The organism is Pelagimonas varians, from assembly GCF_003208435.1.
Lineage (GTDB): Bacteria > Pseudomonadota > Alphaproteobacteria > Rhodobacterales > Rhodobacteraceae > Pelagimonas > Pelagimonas varians.
Map to the genome: position 1 here is coordinate 40,025 of NZ_QKMF01000021.1, position 26,649 is coordinate 66,673.

The 26,649-nt window shown below is 54.8% G+C and carries 31 protein-coding genes; 21 read left to right on the forward strand and 10 right to left on the reverse strand.

Annotated elements, in window-relative coordinates; genetic code table 11:
• Positions 1–73: 73 nt before the first annotated feature.
• Positions 74–934, forward strand: a complete 861-nt coding sequence (locus tag C8N36_RS20720) for a ribokinase (RefSeq protein WP_097806620.1) — start codon at positions 74–76, stop codon at positions 932–934.
• 16 nt (positions 935–950) lie between these two features.
• Here the strand turns inward: C8N36_RS20720 and msrA are convergent, their stop codons facing one another.
• Complete coding sequence (msrA, locus tag C8N36_RS20725) at positions 951–1,601, reverse strand: peptide-methionine (S)-S-oxide reductase MsrA (RefSeq protein WP_097806621.1); 651 nt, start codon at positions 1,599–1,601, stop codon at positions 951–953.
• Positions 1,602–1,728: 127 nt separating this feature from the next.
• On the opposite strand from msrA, the gene C8N36_RS20730 reads away from it, so the two are divergent.
• Together C8N36_RS20730 and C8N36_RS20735 are read left to right on the forward strand one after the other, a co-directional pair.
• Positions 1,729–2,625: a D-amino acid aminotransferase gene (locus C8N36_RS20730; RefSeq protein ID WP_097806622.1), complete on the forward strand. Its 897-nt coding sequence runs from the start codon at positions 1,729–1,731 to the stop codon at positions 2,623–2,625.
• On the forward strand, positions 2,622–3,317 hold the full coding sequence (locus C8N36_RS20735) for a sulfotransferase-like domain-containing protein (RefSeq protein ID WP_097806623.1): 696 nt from the start codon (positions 2,622–2,624) through the stop codon (positions 3,315–3,317). Before C8N36_RS20730 ends, C8N36_RS20735 begins: the two co-directional genes overlap by 4 nt.
• Here the strand turns inward: C8N36_RS20735 and C8N36_RS20740 are convergent.
• Entirely contained in the window at positions 3,307–3,591 is a 285-nt protein-coding gene (locus C8N36_RS20740) for an SCP2 sterol-binding domain-containing protein (RefSeq protein WP_097806624.1), read from the reverse strand. The two genes, C8N36_RS20735 and C8N36_RS20740, sit on opposite strands and share 11 nt — an antisense overlap.
• A 140-nt stretch (positions 3,592–3,731) precedes the next feature.
• The gene (locus tag C8N36_RS20745; protein WP_097806658.1) at positions 3,732–4,958 is read right to left on the reverse strand and encodes an argininosuccinate synthase; all 1,227 of its coding nucleotides are present in this window, start codon (positions 4,956–4,958) and stop codon (positions 3,732–3,734) included.
• Between the two features lie 133 nt (positions 4,959–5,091).
• Here C8N36_RS20745 and C8N36_RS20750 point away from each other — a divergent pair, with 133 nt between their 5' ends.
• The 3 genes from C8N36_RS20750 to ilvA all read left to right on the forward strand — a co-directional run bounded on the left by C8N36_RS20750 (position 5,092) and on the right by ilvA (position 7,945).
• Positions 5,092–5,841, forward strand: coding sequence for a hypothetical protein (locus C8N36_RS20750; protein WP_170125943.1), 750 nt, complete (start codon positions 5,092–5,094; stop codon positions 5,839–5,841).
• Between the two features lie 79 nt (positions 5,842–5,920).
• On the forward strand, positions 5,921–6,682 hold the full coding sequence (locus C8N36_RS20755; RefSeq protein WP_097806626.1) for a hypothetical protein: 762 nt from the start codon (positions 5,921–5,923) through the stop codon (positions 6,680–6,682).
• A 36-nt stretch (positions 6,683–6,718) separates the two neighbouring features.
• The gene (ilvA, locus tag C8N36_RS20760) at positions 6,719–7,945 is read left to right on the forward strand and encodes a threonine ammonia-lyase IlvA (protein WP_097806627.1); all 1,227 of its coding nucleotides are present in this window, start codon (positions 6,719–6,721) and stop codon (positions 7,943–7,945) included.
• A 31-nt stretch (positions 7,946–7,976) separates the two neighbouring features.
• Here ilvA and C8N36_RS20765 read toward each other — a convergent pair whose 3' ends face one another.
• Positions 7,977–8,312, reverse strand: a complete 336-nt coding sequence (locus tag C8N36_RS20765) for an Hpt domain-containing protein (RefSeq protein ID WP_097806628.1) — start codon at positions 8,310–8,312, stop codon at positions 7,977–7,979.
• Between the two features lie 149 nt (positions 8,313–8,461).
• Between C8N36_RS20765 and C8N36_RS20770 the strand changes: the two genes are divergently transcribed.
• The gene (locus C8N36_RS20770) at positions 8,462–9,742 is read left to right on the forward strand and encodes a PP2C family protein-serine/threonine phosphatase (RefSeq protein ID WP_255253631.1); all 1,281 of its coding nucleotides are present in this window, start codon (positions 8,462–8,464) and stop codon (positions 9,740–9,742) included.
• Positions 9,743–9,746: 4 nt separating this feature from the next.
• Here C8N36_RS20770 and C8N36_RS20775 read toward each other — a convergent pair whose 3' ends face one another.
• Positions 9,747–10,181, reverse strand: a complete 435-nt coding sequence (locus C8N36_RS20775) for an NUDIX hydrolase (RefSeq protein WP_097806660.1) — start codon at positions 10,179–10,181, stop codon at positions 9,747–9,749.
• A 77-nt stretch (positions 10,182–10,258) separates the two neighbouring features.
• Between C8N36_RS20775 and hslO the strand changes: the two genes are divergently transcribed.
• The 8 genes from hslO to C8N36_RS20815 all read left to right on the forward strand — a co-directional run bounded on the left by hslO (position 10,259) and on the right by C8N36_RS20815 (position 19,505).
• Complete coding sequence (hslO, locus tag C8N36_RS20780; RefSeq protein WP_097806629.1) at positions 10,259–11,236, forward strand: Hsp33 family molecular chaperone HslO; 978 nt, start codon at positions 10,259–10,261, stop codon at positions 11,234–11,236.
• Positions 11,223–11,825, forward strand: a complete 603-nt coding sequence (locus C8N36_RS20785) for a CoA pyrophosphatase (protein ID WP_097806630.1) — start codon at positions 11,223–11,225, stop codon at positions 11,823–11,825. The genes hslO and C8N36_RS20785 overlap by 14 nt, the downstream gene beginning before the upstream one ends.
• On the forward strand, positions 11,822–12,985 hold the full coding sequence (locus tag C8N36_RS20790; protein ID WP_097806631.1) for a CCA tRNA nucleotidyltransferase: 1,164 nt from the start codon (positions 11,822–11,824) through the stop codon (positions 12,983–12,985). The genes C8N36_RS20785 and C8N36_RS20790 overlap by 4 nt, the downstream gene beginning before the upstream one ends.
• Before the next feature lie 165 nt (positions 12,986–13,150).
• Entirely contained in the window at positions 13,151–15,013 is a 1,863-nt protein-coding gene (locus tag C8N36_RS20795; protein ID WP_097806632.1) for an ABC transporter ATP-binding protein, read from the forward strand.
• Positions 15,010–16,845 carry an ABC transporter ATP-binding protein gene (locus C8N36_RS20800; RefSeq protein ID WP_097806633.1) on the forward strand — a complete coding sequence of 612 codons (1,836 nt, stop codon included), beginning with the start codon at positions 15,010–15,012 and terminating at the stop codon, positions 16,843–16,845. The genes C8N36_RS20795 and C8N36_RS20800 overlap by 4 nt, the downstream gene beginning before the upstream one ends.
• Before the next feature lie 67 nt (positions 16,846–16,912).
• A complete protein-coding gene (locus C8N36_RS20805) occupies positions 16,913–18,148 on the forward strand; it encodes a class I SAM-dependent RNA methyltransferase (RefSeq protein WP_097806634.1) in 1,236 nt (411 codons plus the stop codon).
• A gap of 3 nt (positions 18,149–18,151) precedes the next feature.
• Complete coding sequence (locus tag C8N36_RS20810; protein ID WP_097806635.1) at positions 18,152–18,943, forward strand: ion transporter; 792 nt, start codon at positions 18,152–18,154, stop codon at positions 18,941–18,943.
• Between the two features lie 67 nt (positions 18,944–19,010).
• Entirely contained in the window at positions 19,011–19,505 is a 495-nt protein-coding gene (locus C8N36_RS20815) for a L,D-transpeptidase family protein (protein ID WP_097806636.1), read from the forward strand.
• Between the two features lie 38 nt (positions 19,506–19,543).
• Here the strand turns inward: C8N36_RS20815 and dalA are convergent, their stop codons facing one another.
• A complete protein-coding gene (gene dalA / locus C8N36_RS20820) occupies positions 19,544–20,122 on the reverse strand; it encodes a divisome-associated lipoprotein DalA (protein ID WP_097806637.1) in 579 nt (192 codons plus the stop codon).
• A gap of 170 nt (positions 20,123–20,292) precedes the next feature.
• Between dalA and C8N36_RS20825 the strand changes: the two genes are divergently transcribed.
• Both C8N36_RS20825 and C8N36_RS20830 read left to right on the forward strand, forming a co-directional pair.
• Positions 20,293–20,892 carry a L,D-transpeptidase gene (locus tag C8N36_RS20825; RefSeq protein ID WP_097806638.1) on the forward strand — a complete coding sequence of 200 codons (600 nt, stop codon included), beginning with the start codon at positions 20,293–20,295 and terminating at the stop codon, positions 20,890–20,892.
• A gap of 143 nt (positions 20,893–21,035) precedes the next feature.
• Positions 21,036–21,227 carry a ferrochelatase gene (locus C8N36_RS20830; RefSeq protein ID WP_097806661.1) on the forward strand — a complete coding sequence of 64 codons (192 nt, stop codon included), beginning with the start codon at positions 21,036–21,038 and terminating at the stop codon, positions 21,225–21,227.
• 79 nt (positions 21,228–21,306) lie between these two features.
• Here the strand turns inward: C8N36_RS20830 and hemH are convergent, their stop codons facing one another.
• Positions 21,307–22,347, reverse strand: coding sequence for a ferrochelatase (gene hemH, locus C8N36_RS20835; RefSeq protein WP_097806639.1), 1,041 nt, complete (start codon positions 22,345–22,347; stop codon positions 21,307–21,309).
• A gap of 55 nt (positions 22,348–22,402) precedes the next feature.
• Positions 22,403–23,227: a methyltransferase domain-containing protein gene (locus C8N36_RS20840; RefSeq protein ID WP_097806640.1), complete on the reverse strand. Its 825-nt coding sequence runs from the start codon at positions 23,225–23,227 to the stop codon at positions 22,403–22,405.
• A gap of 29 nt (positions 23,228–23,256) precedes the next feature.
• Between C8N36_RS20840 and C8N36_RS20845 the strand changes: the two genes are divergently transcribed.
• From C8N36_RS20845 to C8N36_RS20860, 4 genes are read left to right on the forward strand one after another with little or no spacing between them, the layout of a single operon-like run.
• Positions 23,257–23,970 (forward strand): ComF family protein, encoded by a 714-nt coding sequence (locus tag C8N36_RS20845; protein ID WP_097806662.1) that lies wholly within the window; start codon positions 23,257–23,259, stop codon positions 23,968–23,970.
• 38 nt (positions 23,971–24,008) lie between these two features.
• Entirely contained in the window at positions 24,009–24,266 is a 258-nt protein-coding gene (gene grxC / locus C8N36_RS20850; protein WP_097806663.1) for a glutaredoxin 3, read from the forward strand.
• Complete coding sequence (locus C8N36_RS20855; protein ID WP_097806641.1) at positions 24,266–25,099, forward strand: carbon-nitrogen hydrolase family protein; 834 nt, start codon at positions 24,266–24,268, stop codon at positions 25,097–25,099. The genes grxC and C8N36_RS20855 overlap by 1 nt, the downstream gene beginning before the upstream one ends.
• Positions 25,096–25,545 carry a MarR family winged helix-turn-helix transcriptional regulator gene (locus tag C8N36_RS20860; RefSeq protein ID WP_097806642.1) on the forward strand — a complete coding sequence of 150 codons (450 nt, stop codon included), beginning with the start codon at positions 25,096–25,098 and terminating at the stop codon, positions 25,543–25,545. The genes C8N36_RS20855 and C8N36_RS20860 overlap by 4 nt, the downstream gene beginning before the upstream one ends.
• Before the next feature lie 16 nt (positions 25,546–25,561).
• Here C8N36_RS20860 and C8N36_RS20865 read toward each other — a convergent pair whose 3' ends face one another.
• Together C8N36_RS20865 and ubiG are read right to left on the reverse strand one after the other, a co-directional pair.
• Positions 25,562–25,864, reverse strand: coding sequence for a YciI family protein (locus C8N36_RS20865; RefSeq protein ID WP_097806643.1), 303 nt, complete (start codon positions 25,862–25,864; stop codon positions 25,562–25,564).
• 19 nt (positions 25,865–25,883) lie between these two features.
• Complete coding sequence (gene ubiG / locus C8N36_RS20870; RefSeq protein ID WP_245911009.1) at positions 25,884–26,633, reverse strand: bifunctional 2-polyprenyl-6-hydroxyphenol methylase/3-demethylubiquinol 3-O-methyltransferase UbiG; 750 nt, start codon at positions 26,631–26,633, stop codon at positions 25,884–25,886.
• Positions 26,634–26,649 lie beyond the last annotated feature (16 nt).

Sequence of the window (26,649 nt, forward strand, 5' to 3'; positions counted from 1 at the left end):
CCAGACACATGAGCATTGCGCATGGTGGGGGATTCTTTCACCATGCGCCCTCTGACCAAAAGGGGGTGCCGCCATGACCATTTTCAATCTCGGCTCGATCAATGTCGATCTTGTGTATCGGGTTCCGCATTTGCCGGGACCCGGTGAGACAATAGCCTCTACATCCTTTAAAAAGGGATTGGGTGGCAAGGGTGCGAATATGTCCGTTGCCATTGCGCGGGCCGGATCGCGCTGCACCCACATCGGATCTGTGGGGGATGATGGTCAATGGACGGTGGACACATTGGCCAGCGCGGGTGTGGACACGCGCCACATCCACCGGTCGTTGCCAACAGGTCATGCAGTTATCTACGTTGATGATGCAGGCGAAAACTCAATCGTGTTAAACGCCGGTGCGAATAGCTGCGTTTCGTCCGACGTGGTGGCTGCAGCATTGGCGGAAGCCAAAGACACTGATACGTTCATTTGCCAAAATGAGACAAACCTCCAAGCCGAAGCGGCACAAATGGCCCATGCCAAAGGCCTTTCGGTAGCCTATGCAGCCGCTCCTTTTTCGGCCGAAGCGGTCAAAGCGGTACTGCCCTATCTGGGCTTGTTGGTTTTGAATGAGGTCGAGGCCGAACAGTTGCAGACCGAAACAGGACATCCCATCTCTGAACTCCCAGTGCGCGATATCGTTGTAACGCTGGGTGCAGCTGGGTGCCGGTGGTATCGCGGCGGTCAACGCCGCGATTTCGCAGCTATTCCTGTCACGCCAGTTGATACCACTGGTGCAGGGGACACCTTTACCGGTTATTTGATTGCGGCTTTGGATCAAGGAAAACCAATGGAGGCCGCAATCGCATTGGCTGGCAAGGCCGGCGCATTGATGGTGACACGGCTTGGGACGGCGGAGGTTATTCCGACGCTCCAAGAGGTGACAGAGGCATTTTAGCCTGTGTTAGAGCCTATTATTTCGCAAATGGGGCGGCTGACCCCCACAGGGCTTTGACTTTCTGATCCCGGCCACAAGAGTCGCGGTATTTCTTGTAGGCCTCCTTTTGCTTGATTGGGCCAAAGCGGGTCAGGACGCGGTTTGTACCCTTGTAATAGGCCTGATGATAATCTTCGGCGTCATAGAATTTTTTGGCCGGAAGGATGGGGGTCACGATTGTGCGCCCCAAGGCCTTGGCGGCGGCGGCCTTTGCGGCCTCTGCATCGCGTTTTTGCCCATCGTTAGAGACAAAAATGGCTGTCCGGTAGCTCTCGCCGCGATCACAAAACTGACCGCCAGCGTCTGTTGGATCGACCGAGCGGAAAAACAAATCATACAGTTTGCGCTGGGACACGCGGGATGCGTCAAAATTGATGCGGACAGCTTCGTAATGACCAGTGCCGCCGCGCGTTACTTTTTTGTAGGTCGGGTTGGCAACATGGCCGCCGGTGTAGCCGGAAACGGCATCGCGCACACCGCCGACAGATTCGAAATCTGATTCCACACACCAAAAACACCCACCTGCGACGATGATCTCGTCAGCATGGGCTTTTTCGGCCTGCGCGGCAAAGCCGAGGGTCATCAAGGCCATCAGGGCAAGGGGGCGGGCACGGGTCAATAGGCGCATGGGGTTCTCCTTTTGAAAGCACACTGCCCAAAACCAAGACCCCAAACAATCCACTGACATCTGATCTCACCAACAGGTGAGCGCGCGTGAAGCTTGCATCGGCGATTGCGATGGATAGTGTCTGCGCATGACAGACGTATCTACACATCAGGCGCAAGATGATGCGCGCAATGACGCCATCCAGATTTGGGTGAACGGCACATTGAAACCCCGCGCCGAAGCAACGGTGAGCGTGTTCGATTCCGGCTTTATGCTGGGCGATGGTATCTGGGAAGGGCTGCGCCTGTATGACGGGCGCTGGGCGTTTCTGGAGGAACATATGGACCGGTTGTTCGAGGCGGCCAAAGCGGTCGACATCGATATCGGTCTGGACCGCGCTGGTGTGATTGCAGCGCTAGAGCAAACCCGCGCCGCAAATGGGATGACGACCGATGCTCATGCCCGGCTCATGGTCACGCGCGGCGTGAAAACACGCCCGTTCCAGCATCCTTCGCTCAGCCAGCAGGGTCCGACCGTTGTGATCATAATGGAGCATTCGCGCCCGTCTATTCCGCGACCCTTGCGCCTTGCTACCGTGCCGCACATTCGCGGATTGCCAATGACCCAGGACCCAAAGCTGAATTCGCATTCCAAACTGAATTGCATTCTTGCCTGTATTGCCGCCGAAAAAGCCAATGCAGATGAGGCGTTGATGCTGGATGTGCATGGCTTTGTGAATACCACCAACGCCTGCAATTTCTTTATCGTCCGCAAAGGGGCTGTTTGGACCTCGACGGGGGATTACTGCATGAACGGAATCACCCGTCAAAAGGTGATCGACCTATGCCGTGCCAACGACATCCCCGTATTTGAGCGGAACTATAGTCTGGTTGATACCTATGGCGCGGATGAGGCGTTTCTAACGGGCACCTTTGGCGCGCAAACTCCGGTCAGCGAAATTGACGGTCGGCAAATCGGCAGCGGGGATGCCGGCCCGATAACCCTGCGTCTGCGGGCGCTTTATAAGGACCTTGTGGCGCAATGAAGATCGCAATGTGGAGTGGGCCGCGCAATCTGTCGTCTGCGATGATGTATTCCTTTGGCAATCGAGCAGACTTTGCGGCTTGGGACGAACCGTTTTACGCAGCTTATCTGAAACGCACCGGCATGGATCACCCCATGCGGGAGGAAATTATAGCCGTCCATGACGCTGATGCGGAGTCGGTTGCGGCCACTTTTGCGGGGCCTGTGCCGGATGGCAAAGCCCATTGGTACATGAAACACATGGGCATCCACATGGATCAATCACCACTGGATTGGGCCAAAGATTGCGTGAATGTCCATTTGATCCGGCATCCTGCGCGGGTGATCGCGTCATATGCGGTCAAACGTGAAAACCCGACATTGCATGATATTGGGTTTGCCCAACAGGTCGATATCTTTGATCGTTTTCCCGGACCGGTGATCGACAGTGCAGACATCCGCCGCAACCCCGAGAGCATGCTGCGCAAGCTTTGCGATGCCATCGGTTTGGATTTTGATCCGGCGATGCTGTCATGGCAGGCAGGAAAGCGGCCCTATGACGGGGTCTGGGCTGCGCATTGGTACGGTGCGGTTCACAAGAGCACCGGTTTTGCTGGCGCTGAAGGGGACCTGCCTGCGCTTACCGGCGCAGCAGCAGACCTATGTCAAAGCGCTTTACCGCACTATGAAAAGCTGGCCGCGCTCAAGCTTTGAGCAGGTCGGCCAGTTTCATCGCCACGGCAGGGTTGCCGGAAATCTTGATCTTGCCGCTCATGACGGCAGTCATCGGGTTCAGTTTGCCAGACAGCAGTTTCATCAAATTGTCCGATGACAGTTTTAGCGTGCAATCCGTCTCGCGTTCCTGATCGGACGCGGTGCCATCGGCCAACACAATCACACCGGCGTCCCCGCAGTCGAACTTTAACGAACCGTCAAAGCTTTTAGTTTCCAAGCCCTGTTGTAGGCGCGGCAGTAAGTCTTTGAGCATTCCATCCTCCCAGCTTTGGACACTGGGGTAAAATGGCACCTGGAGACGGGCAAGGTTAACGTGGGGTCTGACGCTGCGGCACAACGAAAAACGCCCCGGATCAGAGATCCGAGGCGTTTTCCAATCCTATCTTCGGGGTCTTAGCCCTTGAGGCGGCGATCACGTGCTGCCAGCAGTTTCAAACGCAGCGCGTTCAGTTGAATAAATCCAGCCGCGTCTTTTTGATCGTAGGCACCTGCGTCGTCTTCAAAGGTCACATGGGCCTCGGAATACAGCGAATGATCCGATGCGCGCGCAACCGTAAATGCAGAACCTTTGTACAGCTTCAGCGTCACAGTACCGGTCACGTGCTCTTGGCTTTTGTCGATGGCGGCCTGCAGCATTTCGCGTTCGGGCGAATACCAGAAACCGTTATAGATCAGCTCGGCGTAACGGGGCATCAGGCTGTCTTTTAGATGGCCCGCACCGCTGTCCAAAGTGATCTGTTCGATGCCGCGATGCGCCTCAAGCAAGATGGTGCCGCCGGGCGTTTCGTATACGCCGCGTGACTTCATCCCGACAAAGCGGTTTTCAACGAAATCAAGACGGCCAATTCCATGCTTGCGGCCGTAGTCGTTCAGCTGCGTCAGGATCGTTGCGGGTGACATAGCAACGCCGTTGATGCTGACCGCGTCGCCTTTTTCAAAACCAACTTCGATGATCTCTGGTGTATCTGGCGCGTCCTCAGGGGATACAGTGCGCTGGTACACATATTCGGGTGCCTGATCGGCTGGATCTTCCAGCACTTTGCCTTCGGACGAGGTGTGCAAAAGGTTCGCATCGACCGAAAACGGCGCTTCGCCGCGTTTGTCTTTGGCGATCGGAATCTGGTTTTTCTCAGCGAAGTCCAACAGCGAAGTCCGCGAATTCAAATCCCATTCACGCCATGGCGCGATGCATTTGATATCGGGGTTCAGCGCATAAGCAGCCAGTTCAAACCGAACCTGATCGTTACCCTTTCCTGTGGCGCCGTGTGCGACAGCATCAGCACCGGTTTCTTCGGCAATCTCGACAAGGCGTTTTGAAATCAACGGGCGCGCAATCGACGTGCCGAGCAGATACAGCCCCTCATAAACCGCATTTGCGCGGAACATCGGGAATACGAAATCGCGCACGAATTCTTCGCGTACGTCTTCGATGTAGATGTTCTCAGGCTTGATGCCCAGCATCTCGGCTTTGGCGCGCGCTGGCTCCAGCTCTTCGCCCTGACCTAAGTCAGCGGTAAAGGTTACAACTTCGCAGCCATATTCTGTCTGCAGCCATTTGAGAATGATCGAGGTATCAAGGCCGCCGGAATAGGCCAGCACAACTTTCTTAGGCGCGGTCATGGAACTGTCCTTTAATGGGATTTCGCGCGGAGTAACGGTTTTTCGCAACAGGGGCAAGGCTGCGCGATTGACTGACCCATGTGGCGTGGTAGCCATAAGACAGTTTTTTGTAAGGGGCGGTACGATGAAGGGCATGCTGATTTTCAAACACGCCATGTCTATGGTGCTTCGGAATTGGCGTGAGGCGGTTCAAATCGGATTGGTTCCGATGTTTATCCTCTTTGGATTTTTGGTGGCGATTGTGGGCCCTGAAATCTTTGGCTTTGTTCAGCACGTCGACCCATTTGGAACAGAAGAGGTGCCAAGCAACGCCCTTTTGGCACCGATTTTTTGGGTTTTCGGTGCCATCATCCTTTGTGCCATATGGGTATTTGTGGGCTGGCATCGTTTTATTTTGCTAGGGATATATCCCAAAGGTTGGATTCCGCGGCCCTATCTGCGGGCGGTACTGGCGTACTTGGCACGCATTTTCATGCTGTTGCTCATCGGTTGCTTTTTGCTGGTTCTACTGACGATCCTATCGGCAGCGCTGTTAACCATGCCGGGGACGGGGAATATGGTGATTTTCGGTTTTTACGCCATCATCTTGATTGTGTTTACCCGCTTGTCCCCCATCCTACCTGCAGCTGCGATCGGTAAGAACCTCAAACTGGTGCAGGCCCTTGCAGCAACAAAGGGGGCCAATGTTGATTTTCTGATAGTGATTGGTCTTTGCGCCTCGGTTGTTGTTGCTTTGGCACTGGGGGTTGGTCTGGTTGAAAGGCTGGTGGGAGGGATCAGTGTTTTACTGCTCATTCCGGCCAATCTGTTTTTGACATTGCTAGCTGTCAGTATCGTCACAACAATCTATGGCCACTACGTTGAGAAGCGGCCGCTTACCTGACCCCGCGCTAGGCACCATTGTTGACACAGGCCCGCGACGTGGTAGCCATTTGGCAGTTTTTACAAACGGTGAGGGTGTCATGAAGGGCTGGCTGATTTTTAAACACGCATTTGGGATGGTGTTGCGCAATTGGCGCGAGGCTTTGCAAATTGGTTTGGTTCCGGTGCTGTTGGTGGTTGCCTTCGGCGTGGTGGTCTTGCGCTCGGCTGCGGTTGAATTGTTTCGCGGCGTGAATCCCGAGGACATGGATTATGTCTTTTCGCAACCGCAGGTGATTTCGGGCGTTCTTGTGGTTTGGCTGGTGGCTGTGATGTCCATGCTGTGGATTGTGGTGAACTGGCATAGGTTTGTTTTACTGGAAGAATTTCCAACAGGCTGGGTGCCGCCCTTTAGATTTGGTCCGGTGTTGGGCTATTTCGGGCGTATTATTTTGTTGGGGTTGCTGGCTTTGCTGCTGATGATCCCTGTGGGAATGGTTGCTGGCCTGCTGATGGTGATTCCGGTTTTGGGTGTGCTGGCCTTTGGTGCCGCGTACGTTCTTTTGGCAATTGGCATCTATCGGGTGATTGTAATTCTGCCCGCCTGTGCGGTTGAAAAACCGATTTCGCTTGGGGCTGCTTTCGCTGCGACCAAGGGGGCGAATTTTGATATTTTTATCCTGATGATTGTTTCTTTCGGCGCTAACATTTTACTGCAACTGGTGATTTTGGCCTTCTCGGCGATTCTTCCGCTGCTAGGCATTCTTGTCTCGATCCCGGTTGCCCTTGCGCTTGCCTTGGTCAACGTCAGTGTACTGACAACGTTTTACGGTCACTATATCGAAGGTCGGCCGATTGAGTGACTTGCACGCGGGCCGGGTCTGGGTCACTCATCGCAAATGAGTGATTTTCAGCACAAAGCCCGCCAAGCCACCGCAGCGATGCGCGAGGTGTTTCCAGAAACGCCTTTGCTGCGCAACGATCATCTTTCGCAACGGTTTGATGCTGATATTTGGCTCAAGCGCGAAGATCTGAGCCCGGTGCGCAGTTATAAACTGCGCGGTGCGTTGAATGCGATGCGCAAACAGCAAGACAAGGGTCTGTTTGTCTGTGCCAGCGCTGGAAATCACGCCCAAGGTGTCGCCTATATGTGCAAGCATTTTGGCGTGCGCGGCGTGATCTTTATGCCGGTCACAACACCACAACAAAAAATTCAGAAAACGGGCATGTTCGGCGGTGACAATGTCGAAATCCGCCTTGTTGGGGACTATTTTGACGATTGTCTTGGGGCTGCGCAGGCGTTTTGTGCATCCGAAGGCGGGCATTTCTTGTCGCCCTTCGATGACGAGGATGTCATCGAAGGACAGGCCAGTGTCGGGGTGGAAATTGCCGAACAGTTGGGGCGGGTTCCCGACCACTTGGTTATTCCAGTGGGCGGCGGCGGCCTTAGTTCCGGTTTGCTCAGCTATTTTGGAACGCAGACACAATATACGTTTGTTGAACCCTTGGGGGGGGCTTGCTTGCGCGCAGCGTTGCAAGCGGGAAAACCCACAAGTCTGCCAAAGGTAGACACCTTTGCCGACGGGGCGGCAGTGGCCAAGATTGGTGCAAAGACTTTTGCGATTCTAAAGGGGGTTGGTTTGGCCAGCTCGCTTACAATTCCCGAAGACCGCCTCTGTACGACCATGATTGAACTGCTGAACGTCGAAGGTATTGTTTTGGAACCGGCAGGAGCCCTGTCCATTGATGCGCTCAAAGATCTTGGGCAGGCGATCAAGGGACGTACGGTTGTCTGCGTTGCATCTGGTGGCAACTTTGATTTTGAAAGATTGCCAGAGGTCAAAGAGCGTGCGCAACGGTATTCGGGGGTGAAAAAGTACTTTATCCTTCGTTTGCCGCAACGGCCCGGCGCATTGAAGGATTTCTTGAATCTGCTTGGCCCCGATGATGATATCGCAAGATTTGAGTATCTGAAGAAATCGGCACGAAACTTTGGCTCGGTTCTGATTGGTATCGAGACGAGTGATCCAGAACAGTTTGCGCAATTGTTCAATCGTCTGGATGCCAATGGGTTTGCATACCAAGACATCACCGAAGACGAAATCCTGGCGCAATTTGTGATCTAACACCCGATTTACGCGGTTCACTAGATAGCTGCTACGCGGCAAGCCTGGCCGGAAGTTCGGCCTGAAACACGTCACGCGAGCCTTCGTAGGTTGTGCGCAATTCATCCGGTGAAACGACCCCAACACGGCCTGAAGCTGCTGCTTTTTCGCCTTTTAGGCAAAGCTGCGCCAAGGCTTCGAAGCCCAGATTCAGCGCTGCGCCCTTGAGAAAATGCATCTGCTCTTCGGCAATTACGGCATCATCTGCTCCTTCAGCGTAGACACCAATAGAGTTTTCAACCTCGTCCAGAAACAGTTCAACGACTTCACCAAAGTCTTCTGCACCGATTTCTTCTACGAGTTCGTCAACGCGAGACCAGTCGATCATAGGTCACCTCCTGCTTGTGAAAATACGGGCTGAGGGTGAACAAGAGGTTTCCGAGACAATTGGGATAGCTTGCATTTTATGTTTCAGTCGTCGTTAAGAGTCTGGGCTTAGGACGGTACTCAAGCAAGACTCTGTTCAAAGGAATCGCCGTGCAAACTGACCCCGTCAACAAACCAGCCGCGCTGACGGGTGTCGTGCGCGTTGTGCTGATTGTTGATGACAGTCGGTTACAATTGCGGATCATGACCGCCATGCTAAGCCGTATGGGTTTCGAAGTTCTGTCCGCTGAGTCCGGCGCAGAGGCCTTGGAAATTTGCGCCAAAGACAAGCCAGATTTGGTTTTGTCCGATTGGATGATGCCGGGGATGGATGGTCTTGAGCTGTGCCGTAAGTTCCGGGACATGCACCGCGACAGCTATGGATATTTCATCCTTCTTACATCCAAGAGTGAGAAGGGGGATGTGGCACAAGGACTGGATGCAGGGGCAGACGACTTCCTGACGAAGCCGGTAAACTCCCATGAATTGCGCGCGCGGATCAATGCAGGTGCGCGGGTCTTGTCAATGGAACGGCAGCTGTCTGATAAAAACAGACAAGTGTCTGAGGCATTGACTGAACTGCAAGAAATACACGAAGCCATCGACAAGGATTTACGTCAGGCCCGCACAATTCAACAATCGCTTGTTCCTGAGCGGGTTTGCGAAGTTGCGACATCGCGGGTCAGCCTTTTGCTGCGTCCTTGCGGGCATGTTGGGGGCGACTTGGTGGGGATGTTCCGCCCCGGATACGATCGCCTTGGCCTTTATAATATTGACGTTTCGGGTCACGGAATCACCTCGGCCATGGTGACGGCGCGTGTTGCAGGTTATCTTTCCAGTAACTTCCCAGATCAAAACGTCGCTTTGGAAAAACGGTTTTCCCGATTTTATGCCATGAGAGAACCTGCAGAAACGGCCTGTCTGCTGAACCAAAGACTGGTAGCTGATCCGGGGGTTGAGGAATATTTGACCATGGCATACTGCGCGGCCGACCTTCAAACGGGCCGTGTCCGAATGGTTCAAGCGGGGCATTCACCGCCGATGATTTTGCGGGCGAACGGGGATGTGGACTTCATTGGTGATGGCGGATTACCCATCGGTTTGATCGAAGAAGTCGACTATGATCAGCATGAATTCCAAATGCATTCAGGTGATATGCTATTGCTCTATTCTGACGGTTTCACAGAAGCCGTTATGAACAACGGAGAGATGTTGGGCGAGGATGGTTTGGCCGTCTTCTTCAAAGAAGCGGCCCGATGCGGTCAGGGTCCCGATTTGGTAGAAGACTTGTACTGGCGGCTGACCTCGCAGATGGAGGACCCGACCAAGCTGAGCGACGATGTATCTGCCGCCCTGTTAGAGTTTGACATTCTCAAGGAGCGGGTTGATTGAAAACCTATAGACAAAATTTTTCCACGAAATGTGCATCGCCAGGATTGTCCAGCCGCAATGCTGCTGCTTTCAGGCCCAGCCATAAGGCGCGATGACCCGGCTCGGTTGGTGCGCTCAGTTTGCGCACGGGACGGGCGCAATAGATAATACAAAGCTTTTCGGCCCAAAGGTCGTATTCGGGCATAAAAGTGAACCGGCGAAAGGCACCTAGCCGGACCGCCCTGCCAATTTTCCACCCTGTTTCTTCCATGACTTCACGGTGCAAGGCCGCCAGTGGGTGTTCACCTTGATCTATCCCCCCGCCAGGTAGTTGCAGTTCGGGACCAGGGGCCTGTTCGGTTAATAGCAATCGGCCGTTTCTCGGCAAAATAGCATAGGCACCGGGCCGCAAAGTATATCGTTTTTCTTGCTGTGGCGGGCTACCAAAGCGCTTCATCATGACTTGGCCCTTTGCGTTTGACTTGATCGCACCTATATGGCTGCGATATGCCATCCCCCGGCAGATAAGGAAACCCCATGAGCATTGGCACCAAAATCGCTTGGGACGATACAGTCCTGCCCTTTCAGCTTGACCGCACAGATATGCGTGGCCGTGTGGCCCGTTTGGACGGCGTTTTGTCAGGTGTTTTGAAACAACACGCCTATCCAGAACCCGTCGAAGCACTTGTGGCTGAGATGGCTTTGTTGACTGCATTGATTGGTCAAACCATTAAGCTGCGCTGGAAATTGTCGCTACAGGTTCAGACCAAAGGTGCGGTACGCATGATTGCGACCGACTACTATGGCCCGTCCGAAGAGGGTGAGCCGGCTCGCATCCGCGCCTATGCCAGTTTCGACAAGGATCGGATTACCGACATTGCGCCGTTTGAGCTGCTCGGCAAAGAAGGGTATTTCGCGGTCTTGGTTGATCAGGGCGATGGAATGAAACCCTATCAGGGGATCACCGGGCTGGCTGGAAACAGCCTGTCAGATTGCGCTACCGCATACTTTGAGCAGTCCGAACAGCTGCCGACACGTTTTGGCTTATCCTTTGGTAAATCGACCGAGCCTGGCGTTCCGGAACATTGGCGCGCTGGCGGGATCATGTTGCAACACATGCCCAAGCAATCGCCCTTGATGAAAGGCGCGGAACACGTGGTCGCCCAGCCGGCGCAAACTGCAGCTGAGATGGCGGAAAACTGGGATCGGGTGAACTTCCACCTCGACACTGTTGATGATCTTGAGCTGATTGGCCCTAGCGTGACACCAACAACCCTGCTGACCCGCCTGTTCCACGAAGAACAGCCCCGTGTCTTTGACCCGCAGCCGGTCAAATTCGGCTGTACCTGTTCCGAAGACCGCGTGCGCCAAAGCCTGTCGATCTATTCGGCCAAGGACATCAAGACGATGACCACGGACGACGGCAAGGTAACCGCAGATTGTCAGTTCTGCTCGGCGCATTATGTTCTTGATCCTTTGACTGTTGGATTTGAGGCAAAAGATGCCGATCACTGACCAAATCGAAATTCTCAAGGCGGCGCTGGGCGAAAGTTCGGCACCGTCCTCTGATTTCGACTTGAATCCCGATGTGCAAATGCCGGCTGGGCGGAAATTACGGCCAGCGGGGGTATTGGTGGCATTTCAAAAGGGGCCAAACGGGCTGGAGCTGGTGTTGACCAAGCGGTCTTCGCGTCTAAAACACCACCCGGGCCAGATCGCGTTTCCGGGTGGAAAGGTCGACGAAGGGGATGCTGACGTCATCGCCGCAGCGCTGCGTGAGGCCGACGAAGAGATCGGCCTGAACCCAAGCAACGTAGAGGTCATTGGGACCCTGCCATGCCATGAAACGGTGACGGCCTTTCAAGTGACGCCTGTTTTGGCCCTTGTTAGAGACTATTTTACACCAATTCCTGAACCGGGAGAGGTGGATGAAGTCTTTTCTGTTCCGTTTGAACATGTCGTCGATCCCGCCCGTTACAGCATTCAATCCCGTCGTTGGCAGGGACGTCGGCGTCACTATTTCACGGCTCCGTTTGGGCCGTACTACATCTGGGGCGCCACAGCGCGGATGTTGCGCGGGCTGGCTGATCGGGTGACGCGATGACCACGGTCTCCGGTGATTGGTTGACGTCTGCTGGGGCCCAGTCGGTTTTGGCGATGCTCGAAGATTCCGGATATAGTGCCTATGCGGTGGGTGGTTGTGTGCGAAATGCACTGCTGGATGTTGCTGTCGCAGACGTGGATATTTCCACCAACGCCCGTCCACAGACCGTGATTGAGTTGGCGAAAAAAGCGGGTCTGCGGTCCGTTCCAACCGGGGTAGATCATGGAACCGTCACCGTTGTTGCGGAGGGTGAAGGCTATGAAGTCACCACGTTTCGCGCTGACATCGAGACGGATGGCCGCCGGGCCGTGGTGCAGTTTTCCGACGACATCGGCCAAGACGCCATTCGCCGAGATTTCACAATGAATGCACTTTATGCAGACCGTCGCGGTCTTGTACTTGATCCATTGGGCGGGCTTCCTGACCTTCGAGCTAGGCATCTAAGATTCATAGAAGATGCAGACCTTCGCATCCGCGAAGATTATCTGCGCATTTTGCGGTTTTTTCGGTTTTTCGCATGGTTTGGCGATCCTGAGGCAGGCATGGATGCCGACGCCTTGGCCGCCATTGCAGGAAATTTGGACGGGCTTTCGCAGCTATCGCGCGAAAGGGTCGGTTCTGAGATGATCAAGCTGTTGTCGGCAGCCGATCCGGTTATGGCCGTCGCGGTTATGGAGCAAACAGGAGTGTTAATGCAGATCCTTCCGGGGGCCGTTTCTCGCAGCTTGGGGCCGTTGATCTTGCATGAAACCACGCTGTCTTTGGCCCCCAACGCGCTGCGCCGCTTGGCCGTTATGGGGTTTTCGGATGGTCCTTCTTTGCGTTTGTCAAAAGCCCAGCAAAGGCAACTTGACCTGTATCGGAGCCTGATTGGCGCGACCGAGCCACCCAAAGTAATCGCATATCGCCACGGGGCAAAAGTGGCCACCGAGGCGATTGCATTGCAAGCTGCAAGCTTTGAACACCCTTTGACCTTGCCGGATGTGCCAAGCCTACAAGCCGCCGCATCCTTCCGGTTTCCAGTGATTGCCGCTGACCTGATGCCTGAGATTTCGGGCGCAGCCCTTGGACGGACTTTAAAACATCTCGAAAACCTTTGGATCGCCTCTGATTTCACTTTGGGCAAAGAAGCGCTTTTGGCATTGCGCGGCGAGGGGTGACAAACGTAGGATTCTGCGCTATCACACAATCAACCCAAGGAGGATACATGATGGTGCGAGACAGGTTTTATTTCAGCTACGTCTGAGCCTGTCTGCATGTGTGGTCCGGCAATGGCTGCACTCTCTTCACCATTATGATTACCGCTCTATTCAGGAGCCCTCCGAATGTTTCGTTTCTTTGAAAATCTTGTAGATCCTTATTGCGACTATCCCCAAAATGACACGCCGCCGACGCGGTTGCTGCCCTTCATGTTGGATTATTCGCGTCCCTTCAAACAGGTGTTTATCTGGGCGGCCTTGCTGTCTGTTGTCGTGGCTGCGGTTGAGGTCGCTTTGATTTGGGCCATGGGTTGGGTTGTCGATATCCTGACCGGTGATCCTACGCAGGCATGGGCGCAAAACGGCAAACTATTGATATTGCTTGCCGCCTTCATCCTTATCGTCCGGCCCATTGTCCAAGCACTGGATGTTTTGATCCTCAACAACGCAATCTTGCCGAACTTTGGCACCTTGATCAGATGGCGGGCGCATGGGCATGTGCTTCGTCAGTCGGTTGGTTGGTTCGAAAATGACTTCGCGGGACGGATTTCCAATCGCATTATGCAAACGCCGCCCGCCGCGGGCGAAGCTGTCTTTCAGGTTTTTGACGCAGTGACCTTTTCGGTGGCTTATGTCATCGGGGCCTTGGTGATGCTGGGTGACGCAGATCCGCGTTTGATGATCCCGCTGGTCTTGTGGCTGGCGGTTTATGCGGTGTTGATGCGCTGGACGATTGTGCGCGTTGGCCCGGCGTCCAAAGCGGCATCCGATGCCCGCAGTCAGGTCACTGGACGGGTTGTCGATAGTTATGCCAACATCCACTCCGTCAAAATGTTCGCTCACCATGATCGTGAACTGACCTACGCCAAAGAGGCTATCGAAGTCACGCGCCAGACGTTCCAAAAGGAAATGCGGCTCTATACCTTTATGGATGTCGCTTTGGTTACGCTGAACGGCTTCTTGATCGTTGGTGTTGTTGGCTGGGCGATTTGGTTGTGGATGCAGGGCGACGCAAGTGCAGGTGTGGTTGCTGCCAGCACCGCCTTGGCGCTCCGGCTCAATGCAATGACGGGGTGGATCATGTGGGCTCTGACCACGTTGTTTCGCCAGTTGGGGGTTGTGTCCGAAGGGATGGAGACTATCGCGCAGCCGATTACATTGACAGATGCACCGGATGCCAAACCGCTGGAACTCACCGCTGGGCGGGTCGAAATTCAGTCTCTAACACACCATTACGGGCGCGACTCAGGTGGCATGCAGAATGTGTCTATCGACATTCAACCGGGCGAAAAACTGGGTTTGATCGGGCGGTCCGGCGCGGGCAAATCGACTTTGGTCAAACTGCTGTTGCGATTCTACGATCCTGAAGGCGGGACAATCAAGATTGATGGACAAGACATCACGCAAGTGACCCAAGACAGCCTACGTCAGAACATCGGTATGGTGCAGCAAGACAGCTCTCTCCTGCATCGCTCGGTGCGCGACAACATCCTGTATGGCCGGCCCGATGCCTCTGAGGCCGAAATGATCTCTGCCGCCAAGCAAGCGCAGGCTTATGAGTTTATTCTGGATCTTGAAGATCCCGAAGGGCGCAAGGGGTTTGACGCCCATGTCGGCGAACGCGGGGTCAAATTGTCCGGCGGTCAAAGGCAACGGGTGACGCTGGCGCGTGTGATCCTGAAAAACGCACCGATCTTGTTACTGGATGAGGCGACAAGCGCTTTGGACAGCGAAGTTGAGGCCGCGATTCAAGATACACTGTACGGGATGATGCAGGGCAAAACGGTGATTGCGATTGCGCACCGGCTGTCCACCATCGCCGAAATGGACCGTATTTTGGTAATGGATCAAGGCATGATTGTAGAGCAGGGCAGCCATGACGTGCTTTTGGCGCAGGGAGGGCTATATGCCAGATTCTGGGCACGCCAGTCTGGTGGATTTATCGATCCGGACACAAAGCCGATTAACGATTCGAGGGTAGCGGAATGAAGGTAGCCGATTGGATTAAACCGTTCGAGCGATCGGACACGCCGCCACCCACAACTTTGGGTGCGTTCATCCGTTGGGCCTTGTCCGGTGCATGGGTGATGATCTTTGTCGCAGCACTGTTTTCGGCAATCGCTGGCGCGATGGAGGCGGGGACTGCTTATTTTATGGGTCTGGTTGTCGACAAGGCCACCACTTTGGGGACAGAGGCGTTTTTTAGCGCACAGAATACCGGCTTTTTAATCGTTGTTGTTGCCTTCTTTATTGTGATGCGGCCAATCGTGTTTGGTCTGTCGTCTATGGCAAACAACTACATTGTCATGCCCAATATTCCGCCGCTGATTTTGTCCAAGCTGACCCGGTGGACTTTGGGCCAGTCGGTGACGTTTTTCGATAACGATTTCGCAGGGCGAATTGCGCAAAAGCAGATGCAAACGGCGACGTCTTTGACCATGGTGGTGTCCGAAGCTATCAGCGCTATCGTTTTTGCTTTCGCCTCCTTGGTTGGATCGGTGTTTCTGCTGGCGACAATTGACGCCCGTGTTTTGACCGTATTTGCGATCTGGTTGGTTGGCTATTTTGCATTGATCCGGTGGTACTTGCCGCGGATCAGGATCAGTTCCGGGGAACGGGCGGGTGCGCGCGCCAATGTAAGCGGGCAGGTGGTCGATACGATCACCAATATCAAAACGGTCAAGCTTTTTGCCTCTGATCGTCACGAAGAACTGGCTGCCCAAGGCGCCATGGTTGGTTTGCGGGACAAATCGTTGGCCTTCGGGGCGCTGTCTGCCAGCTTCCGCTTCTTCTTGATGTTGCTTGCCGGCCTTTTGCCCGTGCTCTTAACTGGGGCGTCGTTGCTTTTGTGGCGCGACGGCATTGCGACGACGGGCGATGTGGTCGCAACGGCGGCCATTGCGGTGCGGGTATCGCAAATGACCGGTTGGGTCAGCTTTACGCTGATGGGGCTCTATTCCAACGTTGGCGAAGTTGAAAACGGTATGAAGACTCTTGCTCCGGCCCAGCGGGTGGAGGACAGCGCAAGCGCCACACCTCTCGCTGTTGAGGGCGGAGAGATCGCTTTTGACCAAGTCGGCTTTGCCTATGGCGGCGCAACCGGTGGGGTGCAGGATGTTGATCTGGTGGTGAAATCGGGCGAAAAACTGGGGGTTGTCGGGGCCTCGGGTGCCGGGAAATCAACACTTGTTTCGCTGCTTTTGCGGCTGTTTGACCGCGAAGCAGGGACGATTTCCATTGATGGGCAAGATGTGTCCGAGATCACTCAAGACAGCCTGCGCGATTCCATTGGGATGGTCACTCAGGAAACGGCGATGTTCAATCGGTCCGCTATGGAGAATATCCGCTACGGCAAACCGGACGCGAGCGATGAGCAGGTCTACGAGGCCGCGCGCCGCGCCTCTGCGCATGATTTTATCTTGGAGCTTAAGGACCACGAAGGGCGTAGCGGATACCATGCCCGTCTTGGTGAGCGTGGGGTCAAGCTGTCTGGTGGACAAAGGCAGCGGATCGCCTTGGCGCGCGCCATTCTCAAAGACGCACCAATTTTGATTTTGGATGAGGCAACAAGCGCGCTCGACTCTGAGGTCGAAGCCGAAATCCAAGAGGCATTGACCACCGTAATGGAGGGCAAAACAGTTCTGGCCATTGCGCACCGGTTGTCGACCATAGCGCAGATGGACCGCATCGTCGTGCTGGATAAGGGCCGGATCGTCGAGCAAGGGCCACATGATGTGCTTTTGGCGCAAAACGGCCTATATGCTCGGTTCTGGGCGCGTCAATCGGGCGGATTTTTAGACCCGCAACAGGCTGCGGAATAAGCGTGTTGCTGCTGGGATGTTCTGAAACCCCTCGACGCAGCGCAAAATTGCGGGCAATAGGCGTTTTATGCAGCGTTTGATTATTGAAAGACTAGGGCACAAAGGCGACGGGATCGCCGCGTCCCCTGACCCCGCCAATGGCCCGATTTTTGTCCCCGGCGTTTTGCCCGGAGAAGAAGTCGAGGGCGTGGTCGAAAACGGCATTATGGCCGCGCCCAAGATTGTGACTCCGTCTGACCAGCGGGTCAAAGGGCCATGCAGGCATTCGAAATCCTGCGGTGGCTGCCAGTTGCAGCACGCCAGCGACAGTTTCGCCAGCGCGTGGAAAACCGAAGTGATCCGCCGCGCGTTGGATGCGCAGGGGTTGGAAACAGAATTGCGCAGCTGCATCACATCGGCACCGCAGACCCGTCGCCGGGCGTCTTTTTCAGCGCGGCGCACCAAAAAGGGTGCATTGGCCGGATTTCACAAAAAGGGATCGGACGTTGTTGTCGCGGTGCCGGATTGCCAGCTGGTGTCACCAGAAATCGCCGCGTCTTTGCCTTTGGTCGAAGATCTGGCTGTGCTGGGCGCAAGCCGCAAGGGCGAACTGTCGGCCTTGGTGACGCAAAGCAAGTCCGGTCTGGATGTGTCGGTTACAGGCGGTAAACCTGTTGACACACCATTGCGCGAAGCGCTGGGTGCTTTGGGCCGCAAATACCATTTGGCGCGCGTCACATGGGACGACGAAGCACTGACCCGTCACCCGCCTGTTCAACGCTTTGGTGTGGCGGATGTAACGCCGCCGCCAGGTGCTTTCTTGCAAGCAACTCCCGATGGTGAGGCAGCCTTGTTGGCGTCGGTTCGCGAGGCCCTTGGTCCCGTCAAATACGTGGCCGATCTGTTTGCCGGATGCGGCACCTTTGCCCTGCCTCTGGCCCAAGATGCACGGGTACATGCAGTTGAAGGCGACAAAGCGATGATTGCCGCGTTGGACCATGGCTGGCGGAATGCACAAGGGCTAAAGCATGTCACACATGCTGCGCGCGATTTGTTCCGCAATCCATTGTTGCCGGACGAACTGGAAAAATTTGACGGCGTGGTCATAGATCCGCCGCGTGCGGGTGCAGAAGCACAGGTTGAGCAATTGGCACGCGCCCGCGTTCGCAAAATCGCTTTTGTATCCTGCAACCCGGTGACCTTTGCCCGAGATGCTGCGCATTTAACCGCCAATGGCTACGCGTTGAACTGGGTACAGGTGGTTGACCAGTTCCGTTGGTCTACCCATGTCGAACTGGCAGCAGAGTTTGAGTACAAAGGGTAAAAAATGGAATTTCGCGCACGCTTGGGCGACTGGCTGGATCAAAAGTCTGTTCAATATCTGATCATCGGTGTGATCGTATTGAACGCAATTGTGCTGGGGCTTGAAACCTCTGACAGCTTGATGGACCGTTGGGGCGGTGCGATTATCCTAATCGACAAGGCGTGTTTGGCGATTTTTGTCATTGAGATTGCCCTGAAATTGATCGCGCGCGGTTGGCGGTTTTTCCTTAACGGCTGGAATCTGTTTGATTTCGCAATTGTCGGCATAGCCTTGGTTCCTGCGGGACAAGGGGTTTCGGTTTTGCGGGCTTTGCGGATCTTGCGGGTGATGCGAGTGATATCAGCAGCGCCCAGACTGCGCCGCGTAGTCGAAGGGTTCATCACCGCGCTGCCGGGCATGGGCAGCGTCTTCTTGCTGATGGCGATTATCTTTTATATCGGGGCGGTGATTGCAACGCGGCTGTTCGGCGACGCGTTTCCGGAATGGTTTGGGACCCTTGGTTTGTCGGCTTATACCTTGTTCCAAATCATGACGCTGGAAAGCTGGTCGATGGGTGTCGTGCGCCCGGTGATGGAGATTTTCCCTTACGCTTGGGTGTTTTTTGTCCCGTTTATCATTGTCACAACCTTTGCTGTTGTGAACCTTCTGGTCGGGCTGATCGTGAATTCGATGCAAGACGCGCATTCCGAAGAGGACACGCTCAAGACGGATGCATACCGCGATCAAGTGCTTGATCGTTTGATCGCCATTGAAAACCGGCTGGCACAACAAGAGCAGGCCGGACCCAAGAACTAACGAAATCGTGTGCTGTTCTGGTTGCGTAAAATGCGGTACAGTTGTCGCAAAAAAACGAGGCAGTGTTATGCGGTTCTTTAAGGTATTCTCAATTGTTTTATTGGCGCTCAGTGTGTCGGCATGCAGTTCGAAGTTCAAAACATACAAGGGGCCTGAGGTCACCCAAGTGATTGTCTTTAAAGACGCACGTCGCATGTTGTTGATGCACAACAAACAAGTTCTGAAAGACTACCGAATTGGGCTGGGATTTCGGCCGACCGACGACAAGAAAATTCGCGGGGATGGCCGCACGCCAGAGGGCAACTATCGCATTGACCGCCGTAACCCCAACAGCAATTTCTACCTGAGCATTGGGATTTCGTACCCCAATGCCAATGACATTGCCGAGGCTAAAGCGCTGGGGCAATCTCCGGGCGGTGACATCTTTATTCACGGTCGTCCTTGGAAAGATCGCAAAGGTGGCCGTGATTGGACAGCGGGTTGCATCGCGGTGACGAACCGAGAAATGCGCGATATCTATTCCATGGTTGGTAACGGCACGCCGATCCAGATCAACCCCTAGCCAAAAGGGGTTTTTGGTCGCCATGCCAAAGGTCGTGATTAACCGGCGCTGACCGCGCTATCCAAAGGTGCGGCTGCCATACCGGGGATCGCGGCCAAATCAGGTGACCCCAAAACCATGGTCCACCAAATTTTGCCATTGCTTTCCTGGTGCCAAGAAAACCCTAGGTCACGTGCCGATGGATCAAGGATGACGGCGCGTGTCGAAGGCTCTTCCATCCATGCAGAGAGAGTTTGTAGCTCTGTCTCGTAGGTTTCGGAAATTGTTTCGCCAACCATGCGGCCGGAATATCCGGCACGCTGAACACGGTCGATAGGCGACGACCCATCGGACCCAAAGTGCCAAGGCCGGTTTTGGACCGCCATATCGCGGGAATGGGTTGCCGCCGCGGCGTTTAGTTTGGCATCCATCTGAAGCGTAGACACACCAGCTGCCTGTCGTAGGGCGTTGACGGAATCAAGAACCCGAAACTGGATTCGATTCGCGCTCCCGGGACCGATTCTATATAATTTCGTTTTGGGTTTGCCATCGGCGCCCAAAGGAGTTGAGGACGGATTTGAGCTACATGCCGCGATGGCTGTGGCTGCAGACAGTGCTAAAAAGGCGCGACGGTTCATTTGGCTGCTCTTAAAATCGTTCGGATACCATGTGCTTAACGAAAAGAGCGTTGCCAATCAAACCCACATCGGCGTGAGCGCGCCAGTTAACAAGTGTTTGATTTGCGACTGAGGCATTCGCGCCATAATGTGTACCTCAAGAATGAAATCGTCTGAGAGGAGCTTGGACAATGAAAAAGTTAGCAGGACAGAGCCTTAGTCGCCGTACATTTTTGGCGGGCACTGCGGCTACAATCGGAACTCCGATGCTGGCTCAGCAAGTAGACGGTCAAGACACAGTTGAGATTGAGCGCGACATTTCAGAAGTTGTTCGTCGCAATATTTCAAGCTTTCGCTCTTTGGATTGGCAGCCTTATTTTGACAATCTTCGAAATGGCGCGGTATTGGTGGATATTTCGTCTCGAGCCCTACATTATTGGGAAGAATCAGGGGTTTACCATCTTTACCCGTCTTCGGTTCCTTTGACTGAAGATCTGACAAAACGTGGCCGGACATCAGTGATCCGCAAAGTTGAGGGGCCATCATGGCGGCCAACACCGGCGATGCGCAAACGTAATCCGGAATGGCCTGAATTTGTGGGGCCGGGCCCTGACAATCCGCTGGGAACGCATGCCTTGTATCTCAGCTGGACTTATTACCGAATCCACGGAACGCATGATACGCGAAAAATTGGCCGCCAATCTTCGAACGGTTGTATCGGACTATATAATGAGCATATCGCGCAGCTTTTCGCGATGACCAAAGTGGGTACCCAAGTGTTGCTAATTTGACGACAAGACCGCTGCGCTGATAGCCAGAGGGTTGAGAAGCAATTGCAATTCTTGAAATTTGCTGCTTAGAGATACACACGAGGAAAGTCTTGGGGGCTTGCGGAATGATATCATTTTCCGCAGGCAATTATCTGGAGAAGAACATGAAAAAAATCGCACTCGCCGCAGTATTCGTTGGCGCCGCATCGACCGCAATGGCCGGTTCCTACGCAAAAGACGAAGTTGTCATGGAGCCCGTAATCGTTGTTGAAGAGACTCAGCAGTCTTCTTCTTCCGCAGCGATCGTTATCCCGCTGATGCTGGTTGCTATCATTGCTGCAGCTGCTGCTCAGTAAGCCTTAGTGCTTTAAAAAATTTAAAGGCGGCGCGACGGTGCCGCCTTTTTCTTTGGGGAATCGGTTTTTGAGGGGCCGCTTAGCGCAGCCACCCACCCAAGTTTTCCGAGATTACCTGACACAGCGCATCAACATGCGCAGGTTCGTCATTGAGGCAGGGGATGTAGGTGAATTCTTCGCCGCCAGCTTCTTCAAAGCTTTCGCGAATCTCTTCGTTGATCTCTTCCAATGTCTCGATGCAATCTGCGGAAAACGCCGGGGCAATAACGGCGATTCGCTTTTTGCCGTCTTCTTTGGCCAATCGCGCGACCTCTTTAACTGTGTAGGGCTTTAGCCATTCTTCGGTGCCAAAGACGGACTGAAAAGTGGTTGCTATCTTGCTTTGGTCCCAGCCAAGCCGTTCGCGCAGAAGGCGTGACGCTTTCTGGCATTGGCAATGATAGGGGTCACCCTCCATCAAATAGCGCTGCGGCATGCCATGGTAGGACACAACCAGCAAATCCGGTTCGTGATCCAGTTTGGCGTAACCGGCTTCAACCGATTTTGCCAAGGCGTCGATATAGGCGGGGTGTTCAAAATACGGCGTTATCGTACGGGCGCTGGGCTGAAGTTTCTGGTCCATCAAGGCGCGAAAGAAGGCGTCATTTGCAGTGGCGGATGTGGCACCGGCATAATGCGGATACAGCGGCGCAAACAAGATGCGGGTGCAACCGGCTTTGACCATCGCATCAACTTTGGATTTGGTCGATGGATTGCCGTAACGCATGCAAAAATCGACCATAACCTGATCGCCATATTGCTCGGTTAGTTTCGCAGAAATCGCAGCAGTCTGATCCCGCGTTATGGTCATCAGCGGGCTTTCGTCTTTTTCAGTGTTCCAGATCGACCGGTAGGCAGCGCCGCTGGTAAAGGGGCGTTTGGATAGAATGATAAGCTGCAACAAGGGCTGCCATTTCCATTTTGGAAAGTCGATTACCCGTTGATCTGAAAGAAACTCATTCAGATAACGCCGCATGGACCAATAGTCGGTCGCGTCAGGAGTGCCCAAATTCGCCAGCAAAATACCGATCTTTTGCTTTGGAATGGTCGGGTGGTCGGCAGGGCGTTTCATATCCGGCATTTTGGCTCCTTTGGGCGGTCTCTGTAAGCGATACCTATCGCGTCGGGGCGACAGGTCAATCGTTCAAGGGTTTTTCAATTGTCCCAAGTGCATCTGCCAGACGTTGTGACGCAGAGCCGGGGCGCAATGGTTTGGGCTGGCTTTCATCCGGCGACCAGCCGGTCAATGTGATCATTTCAAAGGTTGCGGGGATGCGTCCGTCATCGCTGGCATAGGTTTCGGCATAGATTTCCATAGCGCGCATCAGCACGGCGCGCCGTGTCGGGCGGCGCAACCGGCCATGTAGCGCGTTGGTTTCGCCCATGGCACGCAATTCGCGCATCAAGTGCAGGGGGCTTTGGTAAGTGACATTCAGCGCAGCAGCGTCTGCGACAGGTAGGTTCAAACCGGCGCGTTGCAACAAAGCGCCCAGATCGCGGATCTCACCCATTGGTGCAACACGGGGCGACAAGCCGCCAGTGACCTCGACCTCGGCTTGTCCTAATGCTGCGCGCAATTCGTGCAGCGTTTCGCCGCCAAACGTCAGCCCCAAGAACAATCCGTCAGGTCGCAGGGCGCGGCGACATTGAATCAATTGTCCGACGGGGTCATCCGCCCATTGTAGAGCCAGCGCATGTATCACGAGATCATGCGCCCCTTCTTTCAGGTCCAGCACTTCATCATCGGAAATAAGGGTCGCGTCAGGGAATTCGGTCGCCCATATTTGGGGAAAAGGAGTCACGATGGCGACATCCGTAAACGTTCTGTTAACCATCAATAGCCGATCCTGTACGTCGTCCAGAGCCGTTTCATGCAAGAACAGCGCTGGATGATCGCGCAAAGCGCGGGTGCGGTTGCGGATCAGGGCTTGGCGGTCGGTCAGGCGTGGTGTTTGGGTCATGAAAGGCAAATATGATGTGGGCGGCCGGGATGCAAACCCTAGTGCAATTGGTTTATCCGCCAAGATGCCTTTCGTGCGGTGGTTTGGTTGAAACAGACTTTGGCCTATGCGGAACGTGCTGGCGCGACACGCCATTTATAGCAGGGCTTTCCTGTGACCTTTGCGGGACCGCATTGCCGGGTCAATCGGATCGGGCGGAACATTGTGACGACTGCCTGAAAACAGAACGTCCATGGACAAAAGGGCGCGCCGCGATCCAGTACAAGGACAAGGGGCGCCGCATTGTTCTGGCGCTAAAGCACGGCGACAGGCAAGACATCGCAAAACCGGCGGCTAAATGGATGGCAAGGGTGTCGCGGGACATGGTTCTAGACAACATGCTGGCGGTGCCAATTCCGTTGCATCTGCATCGCCACTTGGCCAGACGCTACAATCAATCGGCGCTTTTGGCCGAAGCGCTGGCAGCCGAGCTTGGCATTGAATGGTCTCCTGATGCGCTGGCCCGGCCTAGCGCCACACCCAGCCTTGAAGGGAAAACCCGTGAAGAACGGTTCGATACACTATCAGGGGGGCTGATTGTGCCGCCCAAACGCGTTGAACAAGTTGCGGGGCGGCCGATCTTGATCGTTGATGATGTTATGACTTCAGGGGCCACTTTGGCGGCTGCGGCCGAGGCCTGTCTTGCGGTTGGGGCCAGTCAGGTTTTCGTGAGCGTCCTAGCGCGCGTTGCCAAGGACCCCTAACTGCCCTTAGAACATGCACACAGGACTAAGGAATGCCCATGCAACCCGTCGAACTATATACCTCCCCGCTTTGCGGGTTTTGCCACGCCGCCAAACGCCTTTTGAAACAGAAAGGCGCGCAGTTCACCGAGGTGGATGTGCTGGTGGAACCAGGCCGTCGGTCTGAAATGATGGACCGCGCGGGTGGACGTCACACCGTGCCGCAGATTTTCATTGGCGCGACACATGTCGGCGGTTGTGATGAACTGTACGAGCTGGAGCGCGCGGGCAAACTTGATTCGCTGCTTGCGGGGTGATGCGGGTCGCGATCCTACAGATGACGTCTTCGGATGACCCCGAAGAAAATTTGGCCAGCCTGCGCACCATGTTGCGCGATGCCATAGGTCAAGGCGCGCAGTTTGCCTTGACCCCCGAGGTGACCAATATCGTCAGCTTTTCGCGCAAACACCAAGAGGCTGTTTTGGTGCGCGAAGCACAAGATCTGGTGCTCAAGGGGCTTCAGGCCGAAGCAAAAGCGTTGGATATCTGGATTTTGGCCGGATCACTGGCGCTAAAGTCCGAAGCGCCGGAAACGCGGTTCGCCAACCGCTCTTTATTGATCAATCCCGAGGGAGAGATCGAAGCCCGTTACGACAAGATTCACATGTTTGACGTCGCGGTCAGCGCAGAGGAAACCTATCGTGAATCCGCAGGTTTTGCGCCGGGTGATCGGGCTGTTTTGGCGCATACCGGTATTGGAAATATCGGGCTAACCATCTGCTATGATGTCCGTTTTGGATATCTGCACCGTGCCTTGGCGCAAGCGGGCGCACAGATTATTACCGCTCCGGCGGCCTTTTCCCCCGGTACAGGCCCTGCGCACTGGCAGCCATTGTTGCAGGCCCGCGCCATTGAAACCGGCTGCTACATTCTGGCCCCCGCGCAAACTGGAAAACACAAAGCCAGCGCAGGAAAGTCGCGTTCCACCTATGGTCATTCCATGGTCGTTTCCCCGTGGGGAGAGGTTTTGTTGGACGCCGGGACCGATGCAGGTGTCTTTTGCGTCGATATAGATCTGGCCCAAGTTGACGAAGCGCGACGCAAGGTGCCATCTCTGACCCATGACCGTAGCTTTGAGGCCCCAAAATGAGCAGTTCCGAAGGTGCATTGGCAATTTCCTTGATCAGCGAATTGTTGACCGCGGACCAGTTGTTGCGTGCCCGCTTGGGAAAAGTACTGCCCAACAAAATGGAACTGTCGCATTTTTCAGTTTTGAATCTGCTGACACGCGGCGGCGAAAAAACACCGGCGCAATTGGCACGGGCGTTTCACCTGACGCGCGGAGCCATGACCAATACTCTGGGCAAACTCGAGATTGCCGGATACGTCCATATTCGCCCGGATTGGGACGATGCACGGCGTAAGCTGGTGTCGATCAGTCCGGCTGGTCGGGCGGCACGCGATGCGGCTTTGGCGGCCATTGTGCCGATGTTGGACAACATGATGACCGACTTGGGCGAAGACAAGGTGCGGGCGGCCCTGCCGGTTCTACGTGAAATCCGCCTGCGTCTGGACGAAGACGACAAGACCGGTTAGCACCTGCGCGCAAAATTTATTTCAGCGCATCGGCCACATTGGCGGCTTTGAACTCCGTGATCTGCAATGCGACCACCCCGGCAATGGTAAAGGGATCTTGCGCCATCAGCGTCTCGATCTCTGCCCGGTCGGTGCCAATGGCAATAATCATGCCGCCGGTGCGGGGTACTTTGGCACCAGAGGCCAGGAACCGCCCCTCTGCATATCCCTTGGCGATAAAGCCCATATGCGGTTCAATGTGCGGCTCGATCTCGGACATCGGGACATTGTAGGTGATATCGACGGCAAACAGATTGTGACCATGTGGAATAACGGGCATATTTTCGGCTCCGGTGAACTCAGCTAGGTTTGACAGCAGCGGTGACGTAATTCACCGAAAGATCGCGGTCGGAAATGCTCCATTTCCAAGTGATAGGGTTAAAGACATATCCCTTGCGATCCACCGGCGTCAAACCTGCGGTTGTGATAAGTCCGTACAGCTCATCCGGTGTGATGAACTTTGCCCATTCATGGGTGCCCTTGGGGAGCCAGCGCATGATCACCTCGGCCCCGACAATCGCCACGGCAAAGCTTTTGGGATTGCGGTTGATAGTGGAACACAGATGCAAACCGCCGGGCTTTAGCAGCTGTTGGCAGGCGGTGAGATAGGCCTGCGGGTCGGCCACATGCTCGACGACTTCCATGTTGATCACAACGTCAAACTGTTCGCCCGCTGCAGCCATATCTTCGGCTGTTGTGTGACGATAATCGATCGCCAGACCCGATTGAGCCGCATGTGCCGCCGCCACAGGAATATTGCCACCGGCGGCGTCGACGCCAATCACCTGCGCCCCAAGGCGCGCCATGGGTTCACACAAAAGACCGCCACCGCAGCCAATGTCCAAGATACGCAGACCCTCAAAAGGTTTTTCATGATTCAAATCGCGGTCAAATTCGCCAGCAATCTGAGTGGTGATGTAATCCAAACGCACAGGGTTCATCATGTGCAATGGCTTGAACTTGCCATTAGGATCCCACCATTCGGCGGCCATTGCCTCAAATTTGGCAACTTCGGATGCATCAACGGTGGTCACCATAACTTTCCCCATGGTCTTTTCCCTGTGC